The sequence below is a fragment of the Rudaea sp. genome, assembly GCF_057139185.1.
Genome location: NZ_DBNHDN010000034.1, coordinates 1 through 16765, shown reverse-complemented (window position 1 = coordinate 16765; position 16765 = coordinate 1). Strand labels below are relative to the sequence as shown.

General features: G+C 65.3%; 15 protein-coding genes. 9 read left to right on the top strand and 6 right to left on the bottom strand.

The features are described 5' to 3' along the window. Positions 1–108 precede the first annotated feature (108 nt). The 5 genes from AC16HO_RS11710 to AC16HO_RS11690 all read right to left on the bottom strand — a co-directional run bounded on the left by AC16HO_RS11710 (position 109) and on the right by AC16HO_RS11690 (position 4872). Entirely contained in the window at positions 109–819 is a 711-nt protein-coding gene (locus AC16HO_RS11710; protein WP_395643067.1) for an MIP/aquaporin family protein, read from the bottom strand. Continuing rightward, positions 816–2381: a glycerol-3-phosphate dehydrogenase gene (gene glpD / locus AC16HO_RS11705; protein WP_395643066.1), complete on the bottom strand. Its 1566-nt coding sequence runs from the start codon at positions 2379–2381 to the stop codon at positions 816–818. The genes AC16HO_RS11710 and glpD overlap by 4 nt, the downstream gene beginning before the upstream one ends. A 63-nt stretch (positions 2382–2444) precedes the next feature. Beyond that, on the bottom strand, positions 2445–2750 hold the full coding sequence (locus AC16HO_RS11700; protein ID WP_395643065.1) for a DUF6587 family protein: 306 nt from the start codon (positions 2748–2750) through the stop codon (positions 2445–2447). Beyond that, positions 2747–4603, bottom strand: coding sequence for a ferrous iron transporter B (gene feoB / locus AC16HO_RS11695; protein ID WP_395643415.1), 1857 nt, complete (start codon positions 4601–4603; stop codon positions 2747–2749). Before feoB ends, AC16HO_RS11700 begins: the two co-directional genes overlap by 4 nt. Before the next feature lie 23 nt (positions 4604–4626). Next, positions 4627–4872 (bottom strand): FeoA family protein, encoded by a 246-nt coding sequence (locus tag AC16HO_RS11690; RefSeq protein WP_395643064.1) that lies wholly within the window; start codon positions 4870–4872, stop codon positions 4627–4629. A 268-nt stretch (positions 4873–5140) separates the two neighbouring features. On the opposite strand from AC16HO_RS11690, the gene AC16HO_RS11685 reads away from it, so the two are divergent. From AC16HO_RS11685 to AC16HO_RS11645, 9 genes are all read left to right on the top strand, one after another. Further along, positions 5141–6946, top strand: coding sequence for a GMC family oxidoreductase (locus tag AC16HO_RS11685; protein ID WP_395643063.1), 1806 nt, complete (start codon positions 5141–5143; stop codon positions 6944–6946). Further along, positions 6947–7570, top strand: coding sequence for a gluconate 2-dehydrogenase subunit 3 family protein (locus tag AC16HO_RS11680; protein WP_395643062.1), 624 nt, complete (start codon positions 6947–6949; stop codon positions 7568–7570). Between the two features lie 35 nt (positions 7571–7605). Then, the gene (locus AC16HO_RS11675) at positions 7606–8742 is read left to right on the top strand and encodes a Gfo/Idh/MocA family protein (RefSeq protein WP_395643061.1); all 1137 of its coding nucleotides are present in this window, start codon (positions 7606–7608) and stop codon (positions 8740–8742) included. Next, positions 8739–9794, top strand: a complete 1056-nt coding sequence (locus tag AC16HO_RS11670) for a sugar phosphate isomerase/epimerase family protein (RefSeq protein ID WP_395643060.1) — start codon at positions 8739–8741, stop codon at positions 9792–9794. The genes AC16HO_RS11675 and AC16HO_RS11670 overlap by 4 nt, the downstream gene beginning before the upstream one ends. Before the next feature lie 61 nt (positions 9795–9855). Continuing rightward, positions 9856–11490, top strand: coding sequence for a long-chain-fatty-acid--CoA ligase (locus tag AC16HO_RS11665; RefSeq protein WP_395643059.1), 1635 nt, complete (start codon positions 9856–9858; stop codon positions 11488–11490). Continuing rightward, entirely contained in the window at positions 11487–12488 is a 1002-nt protein-coding gene (locus AC16HO_RS11660; RefSeq protein ID WP_395643058.1) for a bile acid:sodium symporter family protein, read from the top strand. Before AC16HO_RS11665 ends, AC16HO_RS11660 begins: the two co-directional genes overlap by 4 nt. A gap of 54 nt (positions 12489–12542) precedes the next feature. Then, the gene (locus AC16HO_RS11655) at positions 12543–13241 is read left to right on the top strand and encodes a fumarylacetoacetate hydrolase family protein (protein WP_395643057.1); all 699 of its coding nucleotides are present in this window, start codon (positions 12543–12545) and stop codon (positions 13239–13241) included. A gap of 15 nt (positions 13242–13256) precedes the next feature. After that, positions 13257–13901, top strand: a complete 645-nt coding sequence (gene maiA, locus AC16HO_RS11650) for a maleylacetoacetate isomerase (RefSeq protein WP_395643056.1) — start codon at positions 13257–13259, stop codon at positions 13899–13901. A gap of 73 nt (positions 13902–13974) precedes the next feature. Beyond that, positions 13975–15768, top strand: coding sequence for a DUF885 domain-containing protein (locus AC16HO_RS11645; protein WP_395643055.1), 1794 nt, complete (start codon positions 13975–13977; stop codon positions 15766–15768). A gap of 68 nt (positions 15769–15836) precedes the next feature. Here the strand turns inward: AC16HO_RS11645 and AC16HO_RS11640 are convergent, their stop codons facing one another. Beyond that, positions 15837–16394: a hypothetical protein gene (locus AC16HO_RS11640; protein ID WP_395643054.1), complete on the bottom strand. Its 558-nt coding sequence runs from the start codon at positions 16392–16394 to the stop codon at positions 15837–15839. Positions 16395–16765: the final 371 nt, after the last annotated feature.

The following is a 16765-nucleotide window of genomic DNA, read 5'->3' as shown; positions in this document are numbered from 1 at the left end:
TCTTTCCTTGCAAAATGCAGGCAAGAGATCGAACCACGAAGAACACGAAGAGAGAAAAAAGCCAAATTTGTCTTTTCTCCGTGTTCTCCGTAGCTCAAGCTTTTCGCTTCAGGCGTAGAACGCCTGCCAGAAGCCGGCCGCGAGCAGCATGCCCACGACCGGCGCGACGACCGGTACCCAGGCGTAGGCCCAGTCCGAATCGGCCTTGCCCGGGATCGGCAGCAGCGCGTGCGCGATGCGCGGACCGAGGTCGCGCGCGGGGTTGATCGCGTAACCGGTCGGCCCGCCGAGCGAGAGGCCGATTGCGACGATGAGACCGGCGATCGCGAACGGCGCGAGGCCTTCGGTCATCTTGTTCGCGCCGATGATCAACACGCCGAACATGAGCACGAAGCTGCCGATCATCTCGCACAGGATCGCGGCCGGAAAATTGCGGATCGCCGGCGTGGTGCAGAACACCGCGCGCTTGGCGAGTGGATCGAGATCGCCTTTCCAGTGCGGCAGATAGGCGAGGTATGCGAGCGTTGAGCCGACCGCCGCGCCGGAAACCTGTGCGGCGACATAGCCCGGCACCTGCGCCCACGGAAACTTGCCGAGCGCGGCCAGCGCGATCGTCAGCGCGGAATTCATGTGCGCGCCGCTGCCGCTGGGTGCCGCCGTATAGATGCCGAACAAGACGGCCAGACCCCAAGCGACGGTGATCACGATCCAGCCGCCGTGCTGTGATTTCGAGTGCGGCAGCAGCACGCCGGCGACCACGCCGCTGCCGAGCAGCATCAGCGTCGCGGTGCCGAGAAATTCGCCGAGATAGGGACTCATTGTTGACTTACCTCCTCAAGGGTGCCTGCAAGATACATTTCCAGCCGCTGCCGCTGTTTTACATCGAAACGCAGACCGAGCTTGCTGCGCCGCCACAAAACATCGTCGGCGCTGCGCGCCCACTCTTCGCGCACCAGATAGTCCACTTCGGCCTGGTGGAGGTTGGCGCCAAAGCATTCGCCGAGATCGTCGAGCTTGCGCGAGGCACCGGTGATGCGCTCGATGCGCGTGCCATAGGCGCGCGCGTAGCGCAGCGCGAGGTCGTCTGGCAGCCACGGATAGCGGCGCGCGGTCGCGAGCAGGAACCGAGCGAAGGCTTCTTCGCCCGAACGCTGCGCGTCGGCGAACTCGCCGCCGGGCAGGCGCACGCGTTCGTCCGCGGTCCAGGCGCCGCGCGTGTTGCCGAGCGCGGGTGCGAGGCGATCGAGCGCGTCCTCGGCGAGGCGTCGATGGGTGGTGATCTTGCCGCCGAACACGTTGAGCAGCGGCGCGCCCCGATTTTCGTCGGAGCGACCATCATCGAAATCGAGCAGATAGTCGCGCGTCACTTCGGATGCGCTGACGCCTGCTTCTTCGAGCAGCGGGCGCACGCCGCTGTAGCTCCAGATCACGTCGGCCGGCGCTATCGAGCGCGTGAAGTAGCGGTTGGCAGCGGTACACAGGTAGGCGATCTCGTCCGCATCGATGCGCACCGATTCGGGCCTGCCGGCGAATTCGATGTCGGTCGTACCAACCAGGGTGTAGTCGTGCTCGAACGGAATCGCGAACACGATGCGCCGGTCGGCCTGCTGGAACGTGTAGGCGTAGGGATGATCGTAGAGCTTGCGCACGACGATGTGGCTGCCCTTGACCAGGCGCAGCGTGTGCGCATGCGGCAGGTGCGCGACCTTGTCGAGGAAGCTCGCGGCCCACGGTCCGGCGGCGTTGACCAGCGCGCGCGCTTCGATTTCGCGCATCGTGGCGCCGCTGCCGCGCAGTTGCGCCCGCCACGTTTGCGTGCCGCGTCGCGCGCGCGTGCAACGCGTGCGCGTGAGGATTGCCGCGCCGCGCGCCTGGGCATCGAGTGCGTTGAGCACGACCAGGCGTGCGTCATCGCACCAGGCGTCCGAATAGATGAAGCCGGTCGCAAACTGTGGCTTGAGCGGCGCGCCGGCGACATGCTCGTGCAGGTCCGCGCGGCGCGAACGCAGCAGCGTGTGCGCGCGGCGCCGGCCGAGACGATCGTAGAGCAGGAGCCCCGCGCGGATCATCCACTCCGGGCGCAGATGTGGCTCGTGCGGCAGCACGAAGCGCAGCGGACGCACGATGTGCGGCGCCGAGTTCAGCACCACGTCGCGTTCGGCCAGCGCCTTGGCCACGAGCGAAAATTCGTACTGCTCGAGATAGCGCAGGCCGCCGTGGATCAGCTTGCTGCTCGCGCTCGAGGTGTGCGCGGCGAGGTCATCCTGCTCGACGAGCAGCACCGATAGACCCCGCCCGGCCGCGTCGCGCGCGATCGCCGCGCCGTTGATGCCGCCGCCGACGACGAGCAGATCGAACCGGTTTTCCGCCTTTGTCCGCACGCCCGCATCTTCGCAGATCCGGAAGGAGGCGAGAATCGTACGCCGTCGCCGGCGATGGCGGCACTATTGTTTCGCGCGCGGATGGAACACGAGCGGTTGGGCGTCGCCGGCCGGCAGGGCTGACGGCGCACAGGTGCCGCAACTCGCGCAACCACCGCCGTTGCCGCAACCGGCGCCACGGGCGACCTGTTGCGGCGCCAGCTTCGCACCGAGTGCGCGAAGCGCGGCATTCGACGAAGTGCCAAGCCACTGCGCAAGCCTCGCCTGCGCAGCGCGATAGCTGCGCGGGAACAGGCGTCGTGCGGCGAACCACAGGCTCCACGCGAGGATCAGCGCGATGGCGAAAGATTGGAAGATTGCGTAGCTCATGCGCCGATGGCCTTGGCGATCTGGTACGTCGCGAGCGAGGCGATGTAGGCGAGGCCGAACAGATAGCCGGCGAGCACGACGACATTGCGCATCGATCCGGTTTCGCGCTTGACCGTGGCCAGCGTGGAGATGCACATCGGTGCGAACACGTACCAGGCCAGCAGCGACAGCGCGGTCGCCAGCGACCACTGCGACGCGACGACGGCTTGCAGTCCGGAATCGGCGCCTTCTCCGGCCAGCGCGTAGACCGTGGCCAGCGATGACACCGCGACTTCGCGCGCGGCGAGTCCCGGCACCAGCGCGATGCAGATCTGCCAGTTGAAACCGAGCGGCGAGAAGATCGCATGCAGCGCGCGCCCGATCATGCCGGCGAGGCTGTAGTGGATCGCGGGTTCCGACGCACCCGCGGGCGGCGCGGGGAAACTCGACAGGAACCAGAGCAGCACGGTCAGCGCGAGGATGACGCCGCCGACGCGCTTGACGAAGATCATGCCGCGCTCGTACAGGCCGATCGCGATGTCGCGCGGATGCGGCATGCGATACGAAGGCAGTTCCATCATCAGCGCGTGCTCGCTCTGGTCGCGGCGCAGGCGCTTGATCACCCAGGCGACGGCGAGCGCGCTGACGATGCCGGCGACGTAGAGCGTGAACAGCACGATGCCCTGCAGGTTGAATACGCCCAGCACCGTGCGCTGCGGAATGAATGCGGCGATGAGCAGTGCGTACACCGGCAGGCGCGCCGAGCAGGTCATCAACGGCGCGATCAGGATCGTGGTCAGGCGATCGCGCGGATCGGGAATGCTGCGCGTGGCCATGATGCCCGGGATCGCGCAGGCGAAGCTCGACAACAGCGGGATGAACGAACGTCCGGTGAGGCCGGCCGACAGCATCATGCGGTCGAGCAGGAAGGCCGCGCGCGGCAGGTAGCCGGATTCCTCCAGGCAAAGTATAAAAAGGAACAAAATCAGAATTTGCGGCAGGAACGCGAGCACGGTACCGAGGCCGGCGAACACGCCGTCGACAAGCAGGCTGCGCAAGGCACCTGCGGGCAGCGTGTCGCCGATCCAGTTGCCGGCCGCCTGGATGCCGTCGGCGATACCGTCGTGCAAGGGCGTGGCCCACGAGAACACGGCCTGGAAGATCAGGAACATCACCACGGCGAGAATGGCGAGCCCGAACACCGGATGCAGCACGATGCGGTCGATCGCGTCATCGACCGCGGCGGTGCGGCGCGGGATGCTGACCGTGGCCGCGAGTATCGCGCGCACTTCGGCGTGCAGGTCGGGCAGAGCGGCGAGCGACGAGGGGCGAGGGGCGAGGGGCGAGGGCTGGGTGGAATCCATCCGTTCGATCAGCGCATTCGCGCCGCCGTGCCTGACCGCGACCGTTTCGACGACCGGCATGCCGAGCATTTGCGACAGCGAGGCCGTGTCGATGCGAATGCCGCGGCGGCGCGCCGCATCCATCATGTTGAGCGCAAGCAGCATCGGCCGGCCGAGCTGCGCGATCTCGAGCACGAAGCGCAGATGCAGGCGCAGGTTGGTCGCGTCGGCGACGCAGACGATCAGATCGGGCACGGCTTCCTGCATATGCTGGCCCATGACGACGTCGCGCGTGATCGCCTCGTCCGGGCTGGTCGCAGCGAGGCTGTATGCGCCGGGCAGGTCGAGCACGCGCACGCTGCGTCCCGAGGGCGCGGTGTAATGGCCTTCCTTGCGCTCGATCGTCACGCCGGCGTAGTTGGCGACCTTCTGCCGCGTGCCGGTGAGCAGGTTGAACAGCGCGGTCTTGCCGCAATTCGGATTGCCGACAAGGGCAACCTGCAATTGCGCACGGCCGTGCGATGCGTCCATGCGCAGCGGTGCGGCGGCGGCGTTCACGCTGCCGCCTCCGTCGTGATCGTCACGCGCGCGGCTTCCGCGCGGCGCAACGCGAAGCGCGTGTAGCCGATCTGCACGAGCAGCGGATCGGCGCCGAGCGGGCCGCGCGCAACCAGGCGCACCGGCTCGCCCGTGACGAAGCCGAGATCGCGCAGGCGTTGCGCGATCCGGTCTCCCGGCCCGTTGTCGTTCACTTCAAGCACCGTGGCCGAGGCACCCATCGCCAGTTCCGAAAGCAGCACGTCAAGCCTGCATCTAAATAAGAATGGTTCGCATTATACTCTTGTTGCGGCAAATGCGCAGGGTGTGTCGTATCGCCGCGGCGGTTCCGGGCCAGTTCGATTCTCGCCGTCCGGGGGCGCCCGGCGCGGGCTGCGCTTGTATCTTCTTGACGGTGAAACACGACCTGTGAGACGGTCGGGTCGAAGTGGATTTCCTCAATCGCAGGACGCAGATGACCGCCACCGCAAATTCGCGATCGGTGTTGAAAGGCAACGCAGGGTCCTGGCGATGGCGATGGTGACAGCGGAAACGGCGGCGCGCGGCAAGTACGATGTCATCGTGGTCGGCTCCGGTGCGGGCGGCGGCCAGACGGCCTACACGTTGTCGATGAACGGCGCGAGCGTACTCATGCTCGAAGCCGGGCGCCGCTACGATCCCGAGCGCGAGACCGCGATGTTCCAGACGCCCGAGATGGCGCCGTTGCGCGCCACGTCCACCCCAGAAAAACCGTTCGGCTTCTATGATGCGACGGTCGACGGCGGCTGGCAGGTTCCGGGCGAGCCGTACACGCAGGCGAGCACGGAGAAATCGCGGCGCTTCGAGTGGTGGCGCGCGCGCATGCTCGGCGGACGCACGAACCACTGGGGACGCATCGCGCTGCGCAACGGCCCGTACGACTTCAAGCCGTACTCGCGCGACGGACTCGGTTTCGACTGGCCCATTTCCTACGAGGACATGGCGCCGTACTACGACAAGGTCGAGATGCTCGTCGGCATTTACGGGGCGAACGACGGGTTGGAAAACACGCCGAATTCTCCCGATGGCTGCCTGTTGCCGCCGCCGAAGCCGATCGTCAGTGATCTGCTCGTGCAGAAGCACACGGCGAAGCTGGGTTTCCCGACGGTCGCCTGCCATCGCGCCGTGCTCACCGCGCCGCTCGACTGGAAGAACGCACCGGCGAAGCTGCATCCGGGCAACGCGGTCGCGCAGGACATCCTCGCGCGCGACATGCGCAAGCGCTCGCCGTGTTTCTGGGCGACGCCCTGCGGTCACGGTTGCTCGATCCGCGCCAACTACCAGTCGACGACCGTACACCTGCCGCCGGCGCTCGAAACCGGCAAGCTCGACATCGTCACCGACGCGATGGTTGCCGAGGTCGTGCTCGCCAAGGACGGCCGCGCCTCGGGCGTGCGCTTTGTCGACAAGCATACGGGGGCCTCGCGCGAGGCGCGCGCGCGCGTCGTCGTGCTCGCCGCGAGTGCGTGCGAAACGGCGCGCATCCTGCTCAACTCGAAGTCCGCGCAGTTTCCCCAGGGCCTGGCCAATTCCAGCGGCAAGGTCGGCAGGTACATCATGGACACGGTCGGCAGCGATCTCGACGGACAGATTCCGTTGCTCGAGAATCTGCCGCCGCACAACGAGGAAGGCGCCTCCGGCCTGCACATGTACGTGCCGTGGTGGGGATACCGGATGCAGAAGGCGCACAAGCTGGCGTTTCCGCGTGGCTACCACATCGAATTCACCGGTGGTCGGCGCATGCCCGGCTTCGGCACGGCGGGCGGCCTCGAATGGCTGAGCGGCGGCAGCTATGGCGCGAAGTTCAAGGAGGACGCGCGCCGCTACTACGGCTCGTTCCTCGGTTTCTCCGGCCGCGGCGAGATGATCCCGAACGAGCAGTCGTTCTGCGAGATCGATCCGCAGGTGAAGGACAAGTGGGGCATTCCGGTGCTGCGCTTCCACTGGCAGTGGTCCGAGCACGAGATTCGCCAGGCGCGGCACATGCAGAAGACCTTCGCCGACTTGATCGAGTCGATGGGCGGGCGCGTGAAGGGGCAGGCGCAGACCACGGGCGACGGCGCCATCCACGCCGGCGGCAATATCATCCACGAGGTCGGCGGCACGCTGATGGGCAGCGACCCGGCGAAGTCCGTGCTGAACAAATGGTGCCGGGCCTGGGACGTGAACAACCTGTTCGTGACCGACGGCGCGCCGTTTCCCTCCAACGCGGACAAGAACCCGACCCTGACCATCATGGCCAACGCCTGGCGCGTGGCCGACCACATCCTCGAGCGCATGCAGCGCAAGGAGCTGTGAATGGACCGACGCACGAGCCTGCGCTGGATGCTGGCCGCGGCGGCGTCGCTGCCGCTCGGCGACGCTCGGTTTTCTCCCGCCCACGCGGCCGCCGGCAAGTCGGCGGTGCCGTACGGCGCGGACCCCGGGCTGCTCGAGATTTATCATCCGGGCGACCTGTGGCCGTTGACGTTCACGCCGGCGCAGCGCGCGCAGGCCGCGCTGCTGTGCGATGCGATCATTCCCGCCGATGCGACCTCGCCGAGCGCATCCGCGGTCGGCGTGGTCGACTTCATCGACGAGTGGATCAGCGCGCCGTACCCGCGTCAGCAGGAAGATCGCAAGCTCGTGCTCGAAGGTTTTGCCTGGTTCGAGGCCGAAGCCTCGCGCCGCTACTCGAAACCGGCGGCGGCGCTGAGCACGGAACAACGGCACGCGATCTGCGACGACATCTGTTACCTGCCCAAGGCGAAGGCGGAGTTCGCCGAGGCGGCGAAATTCTTCGCCCGCTTCCGCGATCTGACCGCTGGCGGCTTCTACACCACGCCGCAGGGTCGCAAGGATCTGCAGTACGTCGGCAACGTGCCGTTGAAGCAGTTCGACGGGCCGCCGCGGGAAGTGCTCGAGAAAGTCGGTCTGGCCTGAACAGGTTGCGAATGATCATGGCGCGAAAACTGCGAATGGGTTTGATCGGTGGCGGCCCCGGTTCATTCATCGGCCGCATCCACCGCGTCGCCGCGGAACTCGACGGCGAGGTGCAGCTCGTCTGCGGCGCATTCAGCAGTTCGCCCGAGCGTTCGCGCGAGGCGGGCGAGGCATACCATCTGCCCGCCTCGCGCGTGTACGCGAGCTATGCGCAGATGATCCAGGCCGAGAAGGCGCTGCCTGTCGGCGAACGCATGGACTTCGCCGCAGTCGTCACGCCGAACCATGTGCATTTCGACCCGGCGCGGCGCTGTCTCGAGAACGGCTTCCATGTCGTCGTCGACAAGCCCATGTGTTTTTCGCTGGATGAGGCGAAAGAGTTGCAGGAGATCGTCGTGCGCACGCGGCGTCTGCTCGCCGTCACCTACACCTACAGCGGCTATCCGATGGTCAAGCAGGCGCGTGCGCTCGTCGCCTCGGGGCGGCTTGGTGCGATCCGCAAGATCTACGTCGAGTATCCGCAGGGCTGGCTGGCCACCGATCTCGAGCGCAGCGGCCAGAAGCAGGCGAGCTGGCGCACCGATCCATCGAAGTCAGGTGCGGGCGGCGCGATCGGCGACATCGGCACGCACGCGGCGCACCTTGCCGAGTACGTGAGCGGCCTGCGCATCACCGAGGTCGATGCGACGCTGCAAAGTGTCGTGCCCGGGCGCCGGCTCGACGACGATGCCGCGATGTTGCTGCGCTTCGCCGGCGGCGCAAGCGGCGTGCTGTTCGCCACGCAAGTTGCGGCAGGCGAGGAGAACAATATCCGCATCCGCATCTACGGCGAGAAGGGCGGCCTCGAGTGGCAGCAGGCCGACGCGAATTCGCTGGTGCTGCGCCTGCCCGATGCGCCGGTGCAGGTGCTGCGCACCGGCAGCGGCTATCTCGATCCGCTCGCCGCCGCCGGTGCGCGCACGCCGCCCGGTCACCCCGAGGGCTACCTCGAAGCATTCGCCAACATCTACACCGCGTTCTGCAAGGCGGTGCGCGACTACGAGCACGACCCCGACATCGATGTGCGTAACTACGATTTCCCGAACGTCAACGACGGCCTGCACGGCATGGCCTTCGTCGACACCGTCGTCCGTTCCTCCCGATCCGACCAGAAGTGGACTGCTTTCTCATGAAGACGATCAAAGGTCCGGCCATTTTTCTGGCCCAGTTCATGGGCGACAAGGCGCCGTTCGATACGCTCGAAGGCATCTGCAAATGGATGGCGTCGATCGGCTACCTCGGCGTGCAGATCCCGAGCTGGGATGCCCGCTGCATCGACCTGGCGCGCGCGGCCGGGAGCAAGGCGTATTGCGACGAGATCAAGGGTGTCGTCGAGTCGTGCGGATTGAAGATCACCGAATTGTCTACGCATCTTCAGGGGCAGCTCGTCGCAGTGCATCCGGCCTATGACATGCTGTTCGATGGCTTCGCGCCCGAAGCGGTGCGCGGCAATCCGCGCAAGCGCACCGAGTGGGCGGTCGAGCAGCTTCGCCTCGCCGCGCGCGCGAGTGAGAACCTCGGCCTGACCGCGCATGCCACGTTTTCCGGCGCGCTGCTGTGGCACACGTTCTATCCGTGGCCGCAGCGTCCGGCCGGGCTGGTCGAGGAGGGTTTCGCCGAACTCGCGCGGCGCTGGACACCGATCCTCGACGCGTTCGACGAGGTCGGTGTCGATGTCTGCTACGAAATCCATCCCGGCGAGGACCTGCACGACGGCGTGACCTTCGAGCGCTTCCTCGAAGCGACCGGTCGGCATCGTCGCTGCAACATGCTCTACGACCCGAGCCACTTCGTCCTGCAGCAGCTCGACTACCTGCGCTATATCGATCACTACCACGAGTTCATCCGCATCTTCCATGTGAAAGACGCGGAGTTCCGCATGTCAGGCAAATCGGGCGTCTACGGCGGTTACCAGGGCTGGGTCGATCGTCCGGGTCGGTTCCGTTCGCTCGGCGACGGCCAGATCGACTTCAAGGCGATCTTCTCGAAGTTCGCCCAGTACGATTTCCCGGGCTGGGCGGTGGTCGAGTGGGAATGCGCGCTCAAGCATCCCGAGGACGGCGCGAAGGAAGGCGCCGCATTCGTGCGCGACCACATCATTCGCGTGACCGGGCATGCCTTCGACGATTTCGCCGGCGCGAATGCCGACCACGACTTCAACCGCAAGGTGCTCGGTCTGGCGTGATGGACATCGGCGTCGATCGCATGGACGAATTTGTCTCGAATCTGACGGAGGACGGAAGACCATGCTCGCAAAGATGATGAATTCGCCGCTGCTCGTTTCCTCGATCCTGCGCCATGCGGCGGCGTACCACGGCGATACGGAAATCGTTTCGTGCAGCGTCGAGGGCCCGATTCATCGGTACAACTATGCGGATCTGAATCGCCGCAGTTGCAAACTTGCGAATGCCTTGTGCAGGCTCGGCCTGCGCTTTGGCGACCGCGTCGGCACGCTGGCGTGGAATGGCCATCGCCACCTCGAGCTTTACTATGGCGTATCGGGGTCCGGCCTGGTCTGCCACACGATCAACCCGCGCCTGTTCCGCGAGCAGATCGGCTACATCATCGACCATGCCGGCGACAGCGTGATTTTTTCCGATCCCGTTTTCCTGCCGATTCTCGAAACGCTGGTCGACCGGCTCGCCGGCATGAAGGCCATCGTAATCATGACCGACGTCGCGCACATGCCGGCGTCGGAAAAGCTGCCGAACCTCGTTTGTTACGAAACGTTGTTGTCGGCAGAGTCGGACGATTTCGACTGGCCGGTCGTCGACGAGAACACGGCCTGCGGGTTGTGCTACACCTCGGGCACCACCGGCGATCCCAAGGGCGTACTCTACAGCCATCGCTCCGCCGTCCTGCATGCCATGGCGGTGGTGGTGCCCGACGTGTACGGTCTTTCCGCGGCGGACAGCGTCCTGCCGGTCGTGCCGATGTTCCACGTCAACGCCTGGGGCTTGCCTTTCGCCGCGCCGATGGTCGGGGCGAAACTGGTCATGCCGGGACCGAACCTCGACGGCGCAAGCCTGCATGCGCTGATCGAAAGCGAAGGCGTGACCCTCACCGCCGGCGTGCCGACGGTCTGGCTCGGCCTGCTCGACTGGATGGATTCACAGCGCAAATGCTTCTCGACGCTGAAGCGCGTGGCGATCGGCGGTTCCGCCGTGCCGCCGGTCATGATCCAGCGCTTCCAGGATCTGGGCGCCACCGTCCGCCATGCCTGGGGCATGACCGAGACGAGTCCGGTCGGGCTCGTCGCAACGCTGTTGCCCAAGCATGCCTCGCTTGCGCACGAGCAGAAGCTCGCGCTGGCATCGAAGCAGGGGCGGCCGATATTCGGCGTGGAGTTGCGCATCGACGGCGACGACGGCAGGCCGGTGGCGTGCGACGGCAAGGCGTTCGGCGCGCTGCGCGTGCGCGGGCCCTGGGTCGCGGACGGCTACTACAACGTCGCGGAAAGTCCGGCTCACTCCGCCGGCTGGTTCGAAACCGGCGACGTCGCGACGATGGACGAGGACGGCTTCGTGCGTATCGTGGACCGCAGCAAGGATGTAGTGAAATCCGGCGGCGAGTGGATCAGCTCGATCGAACTCGAAAACATTGCGCAGGCGCATCCGGCCATTCGGGAAGCGGCAGTCGTCGCGGTTCCGGACGCGCGCTGGGGCGAACGCCCCGTGCTCGTCGTGGTGTTGAAACCTGGCCAGGGTTTCGATCATCAGGACATGCTCGACCTCTACGCAGGCAAGGTGGCCAGATGGAGCGTCCCCGACGCGGTGATCAGCGTCGATGAGTTGCCGCATACCGCGACCGGGAAGCTGCGCAAGGTGGAGATCCGGCGGATCGTGCTCGGCGAGTATGCGCGGCGTGCTCGCGTGACATGAAGGAAGCTGTGACCCTGGTTTTCGACCGCTACACCCTCGCGCTCATCCTCACGGTGATCCTCGCCACGCTGCTGCCATGCCGCGGCCAGGCCGCCGGGGTGTTCGAGATCGTCACCAACCTTGCGATCGCGTTGCTGTTCTTCCTGCATGGCGCCAAGCTGTCGCGCGAGGCGGTGATCGCCGGTCTGACCAACTGGCGCCTGCATCTGCTCGTGCTCGCGTGCACCTTCGTGCTGTTTCCGCTGCTCGGCACGCTGACGCGGTCGCTGGTCACCGGCATCGTCGGCACGCAGCTCGCGCTCGGCATCCTCTTTCTGTGCACGTTGCCGTCGACCGTGCAGTCCTCGATCGCGTTCACCTCGATCGCGCACGGCAACGTGTCTGCGGCGGTGTGCGCCGCGTCGGCATCGAGCCTGCTCGGCATTTTCATCACGCCGCTGCTCGTCGGTGTGCTGATCCACACGAATATGGGCAGCGCGGGGCCGGCGCCGATCGGCGCGATCCGCAGCATAGTGCTGCAGCTGTTCGTTCCGTTCGTCGCCGGGCAAGTCGCGCGGCCGTGGCTCGGCGGTTTCATCGACCGGCACAGGAAGCTGGTCGGCTTCGTCGATCGCGGCTCGATCCTGCTCGTCGTCTACACCGCATTCAGCGCGGCCGTCGTGGCCGGGCTGTGGCAGCAGGTATCGCTGCGCGCACTGTTGCTGCTGCTCGTGCTGTGCTGCGTGTTGCTCGCGATCGCGCTGCTCGTGACCTCGCAGCTTGGCAAGCGCCTTGGTTTTTCGCGTGAGGATCGCATCACGATCCTGTTCTGCGGCTCGAAGAAGAGTCTCGCCAGCGGCGTGCCGATGGCCAACGTGTTGTTCGCCGGTCAGGCGGTCGGCGCGATCGTGCTGCCGCTGATGCTGTTCCATCAAGTCCAGTTGATGGTCTGCGCGGTGCTGGCGCAGCGCTACGCACGCCAGGCTGCCGCGGCCACGGTGACGGATGGTTTGCGATAAACACAACGCGGCTCGGCGATAATGGGTTTCCACATTTGGTTGGAGTCTTCCGAAATGAATCCCGTTTTTCCGCCTCGCGCCGTGGTGGCGGTTCCGGTTGCCGGCACCGACCTCGTGTTCCCGGTCCACCGCATCTACTGCGTCGGCCGCAACTACGCCGCGCATGCGCGTGAAATGGGCGCCGACCCCGCGCGCGAGCCGCCGTTCTTCTTCTGCAAACCGGCCGATGCGATCGTCAATGTCGCGCCGGGCGCGATCGGCGCGTTTCCGTACCCGAGCGAGACGAAGAATTGCCACTACGAGATGGAACTCGTCGCCGCGATCGGCAAAGGCGGCCGCGACATTCCGGCCGAGCGAGCGCTCGATCACGTCTACGGTTACGCGCTCGGCCTCGACATGACGCGCCGCGACCTGCAGACGCGCATGAAAGAAGCCGGCAAGCCCTGGGACATCGGCAAAGGTTTCGATCACGCCGCGCCGATCGGACCGATCCATCGCGCTGCGGATGTCGGTCACCTCGCGCGCGGCGCGATCTGGCTCACGCTCAACGGCCAGCCGAAGCAGAAGGGGGATCTTTCCGACCTGATCTGGTCGGTGGCCGACACGGTGGCGTACCTGTCGAAGTTCTTCGAACTCGTGCCGGGCGATCTGATCTACACCGGCACGCCCGAGGGCGTCGGCGCAGTGGTCAAGGGCGATCGCATGCGCGGCGGCATCGATGGTCTGGGCGAATTCGAAGTCGCCGTCGTCTGAGTTCCGGGAGACATCATGAAACTCTACAGCTACTTCCGCAGTTCGGCCTCGTATCGCGTGCGCATTGCGCTCAACCTCAAGGGCCTGGCGTACGAATATCTGCCGGTGCATCTGGTGCGCGACGGCGGCGAGCAGCACGCGCCGGCGTACCGCAGCCTTGCGCCCGAGGGTCTCGTGCCGGTGCTCGCCGACGGCGACCTCGCTGTGCACCAGTCGCTCGCGATCATCGAGTATCTCGACGAAACCCATCCGCAGCCGCCGCTGCTGCCGCCCGACGCCGCCGGTCGCGCGGCGGTACGCGCGATCGCGCTCGACATCGCCTGCGACATTCATCCGCTTGGCAACACGCGTGTGCTGAAATGTCTCGCCACGAACTGTGGCCAGGACAAGGAAGGCACCGACGCCTGGATCCGGCATTGGATCGGCACCGGCTTTGGCGCGCTGGAAACCCGGCTCGCGCAAGACCCGGCGCGCGGCGCGTTCTGCCACGGCGATGCGCCGACGCTGGCCGACATCATGCTCGTGCCGCAGGTGTTCAATGCTCGCCGCTTCGGCGTCGACATGAGCCGATTCCCGACGATCGCCGCGGTCGATGCGCGCTGCGCCGAACTCGCCGCATTCGCCGACGCTGCGCCGGCGCAGCAGCCCGACGCGGAGTAGACGGCGCACTTTCGGCACTGGACATCGCGATGCGGTCCGCGCAGAGTGACGCTCCATTTTTCCAGGAGTCGCCATGTCGCGCATCGCCTTCAAACCCCTGTTTCTCGCCGTTGCCGTCGCCGGTGGTGCCTCCGCGTTCGCACACCCCGCAGACGATGCCGCCACGCGCGTCAAGGCGCTGAACGCGCTGCTCGCCGAGCAGTGGGAGTACACGCTCAAGCACCAGCCCGAGTTCGCCACGATGCTTGGCGACTATCGCTACAACGACCGCTGGAGCGATGCCTCGCCCGCCGCCGCGCAGCAGCAGAAGAAGGACAACGAAGCGTTCCTTGCGCGCTTCAAGGCCATCGATACGAGCGGCTTCGACGAACAGGACCGGCTCAACCAGCAACTCATGCTGCGCCAGCTCGGCGACAACATCCGCAGCGTCGAACTCAAGCTCAACGAGATGCCGCTGGACCAGTTCAACGGCCTGCATCTGATGTTGCCGCAGTTCGTCTCGATGGTGCCGTTCGAGACGACCAAACAGTACGAGGACTATCTCGCGCGCCTGAACTCGCTGCCGGTACTGTTCGACCAGATCACCGAGACGTTGAAGCAGGGCGAGCGCGACAAGATGCTGCCGCCGCGCTTCCTGCTCGAGAAGGTCGTCACCCAGATGCGCGACATTGCCAAGCCCGCCGGCGAGGACAGCGTGTTCGGTCGCCCGGTCGCGAAGTTCGCCGACGGCGTCGCCGAAGCCGACCGCAAGCGCCTGCATGACGCCATTCTCAAGGCGGTCGACGAGAAGGTGCGCCCGGCGTATACGAAGCTCGCCGATTTCGTCGAGAAGGACTATGCGCCGAAGGGCCGCACCGAGCCGGGCATGTGGGCGCTGCCGAACGGCGATGCGCTGTACAAGTTCTCGGTCGAGCAGCAGACGACGACGAACAAGTCGCCGCAGGAAATCCACGAGCTCGGTCTCGCCGAGGTCAAGCGCATCGAGGGCGAGCAGCTCAAGATCGCGCAGAAGCAGGGCTACAAGGACCTGAAGACCTTCCGCGAGGCGATGGACAAAGATCCGAAGACGCACGCGACCTCGCGCCAGCAAATCGTGGATTTGTATAAAAAGTACATCGCGCAGATGGAGCCGAAGCTGCCGCAGCTGTTCGGCCTGTTGCCGAAGAGCGCGGTCGAGGTGGTGCCGACGCAGGAATACCGCGAGAAGGAAGCCGCTGCCGCCGAGTACAACCAGGGCACGCCCGACGGCAAGCGTCCCGGCCGTGTCTACGTCAACACCGGCGATTTCCAGAACCGCTCGCTGCTCAACATCGAGACGACGGCCTATCACGAAGGCGTGCCCGGCCATCACATGCAGATCTCGATCGCGCAGACCCTGCCGGGCCTGCCGCCGTTCCGCCAGCAGGCCGGCTACAACGCCTACGTCGAGGGCTGGGCGCTGTACGCCGAACGCCTCGGCGAGGAAGTCGGCTTCTACCAGGACCCGCTGAGCTACTACGGCCACCTGTCCGACGAGCTGCTGCGCGCGAACCGCCTCGTGCTCGACACCGGCGTGCACTACAAGCACTGGACGCGGCAGCAGATGGTCGACTGGTTCCACGCGCATTCCTCCGACGACGAACCGGACGTGCAGGCCGAGACCGACCGCTACATCGTCATGCCGGGCCAGGCGCTCTCGTACAAGCTCGGCCAGCTCAAGATCCTCGAACTGCGCGCGAAGGCGAAGAAGGAACTCGGCGGCCAGTTCGACATCCGCGCGTTCCACGACGAGATCCTCGACGGCGGCGCGCTGCCGCTCGATGTACTCGAGACACGCGTCGACGGCTGGATAGCGAAGACGAAGGCATCCGCGAAGAAATCCGGGTGAACGATCGAATGGACTCCTCCCGCATCTCCCCACGGCTTCGATGAGCCAGTCGGATCATACCGGCGTTGTTAGGCGACTTTTTTAGCATTCCAACTACGGGTACGAATCTTTTGTTGTGCGAAACGGCGTGCCTTGTTTTCAAGCGAATGGAATGACTCGTCGAACGTTCCAAGTTCCGCGCGACAGCTATCGCAGGAGAACGCTATACGATCGATAACGTTGTAAGCACTCGCGTTCGCTGGGAAAACTTGATAGTCGCAGTGCGGGCAGAAGGTCGTTAAGTCCGACATGGTTGAGCCGTTGTAATGCCATCGCCAGCGCAGCCCCAAGAACACATCCGAGACATAGGCCTCCCAGTTCGGGGCCTCGGGCTTGCCTGTCCCAACCAACTGCCACATCAATGCAACTAACACGACAACAGTCGGCAGGGCGAGTAGCCCAATTACTGCGAGAAACCAATTTTGCACCAGTGAGCTTGCACCAGCGAAGGCAAGCCCTTTTGCAAAGTAGCTGCCGATAGTCGGCCACCAATCCAACAAGTAGGTTCCGACGCCCGCTGCTACCGCAATAATCGCAGCGGAGATTACCTTGCTCCAGACCGGATCACTCCAGATACGTTTCCACATGCTTTAGCGATGACCTCTTGTCACTAAATAGAAGGGCTTGATTCCAGGCAGGTCACTGCCGCCGAGGTACCGTGGATTAGGCGCGAGCGCACAGCGCCACACCGTTGGTCCTATAGGCAACAACGCACATTCGCGGAGGCAGGCCATGCGCCAGCGTATCACTCTGTATATTGGTTTGGAGCTGTTAGCCAACAGCTCGCCGCGACTTGGGGGCCGACTTTTCAAGAACCTCGACCATGCGGGTTGACCTGCCGGGTTTTCTCGGACCACGGATTAGTTGAGAGTGGCCCCCGGGTTGGTTGATGGTTTTTGCTTTCGCTGTTGCTTCTGCAGAATCTTATTCTGCTGCTCTTGGCTCTGCTGCTTGAACG

What these genes read in the sequence shown, in the direction of transcription:
- AC16HO_RS11710 (WP_395643067.1), bottom strand. Translation starts at nt 819, where the DNA reads ATGAGTCCCTATCTCGGCGAATTTCTCGGCACCGCGACGCTGATGCTG.
- AC16HO_RS11700 (WP_395643065.1), bottom strand. Translation starts at nt 2,750, where the DNA reads ATGAGCTACGCAATCTTCCAATCTTTCGCCATCGCGCTGATCCTCGCG.
- feoB (WP_395643415.1), bottom strand. Translation starts at nt 4,603, where the DNA reads ATGGACGCATCGCACGGCCGTGCGCAATTGCAGGTTGCCCTTGTCGGC.
- AC16HO_RS11685 (WP_395643063.1), top strand. Translation starts at nt 5,141, where the DNA reads ATGGCGATGGTGACAGCGGAAACGGCGGCGCGCGGCAAGTACGATGTC.
- AC16HO_RS11680 (WP_395643062.1), top strand. Translation starts at nt 6,947, where the DNA reads ATGGACCGACGCACGAGCCTGCGCTGGATGCTGGCCGCGGCGGCGTCG.
- AC16HO_RS11675 (WP_395643061.1), top strand. Translation starts at nt 7,606, where the DNA reads ATGGGTTTGATCGGTGGCGGCCCCGGTTCATTCATCGGCCGCATCCAC.
- AC16HO_RS11670 (WP_395643060.1), top strand. Translation starts at nt 8,739, where the DNA reads ATGAAGACGATCAAAGGTCCGGCCATTTTTCTGGCCCAGTTCATGGGC.
- AC16HO_RS11665 (WP_395643059.1), top strand. Translation starts at nt 9,856, where the DNA reads ATGCTCGCAAAGATGATGAATTCGCCGCTGCTCGTTTCCTCGATCCTG.
- AC16HO_RS11660 (WP_395643058.1), top strand. Translation starts at nt 11,487, where the DNA reads ATGAAGGAAGCTGTGACCCTGGTTTTCGACCGCTACACCCTCGCGCTC.
- AC16HO_RS11655 (WP_395643057.1), top strand. Translation starts at nt 12,543, where the DNA reads ATGAATCCCGTTTTTCCGCCTCGCGCCGTGGTGGCGGTTCCGGTTGCC.
- maiA (WP_395643056.1), top strand. Translation starts at nt 13,257, where the DNA reads ATGAAACTCTACAGCTACTTCCGCAGTTCGGCCTCGTATCGCGTGCGC.
- AC16HO_RS11645 (WP_395643055.1), top strand. Translation starts at nt 13,975, where the DNA reads ATGTCGCGCATCGCCTTCAAACCCCTGTTTCTCGCCGTTGCCGTCGCC.
- AC16HO_RS11640 (WP_395643054.1), bottom strand. Translation starts at nt 16,394, where the DNA reads ATGTGGAAACGTATCTGGAGTGATCCGGTCTGGAGCAAGGTAATCTCC.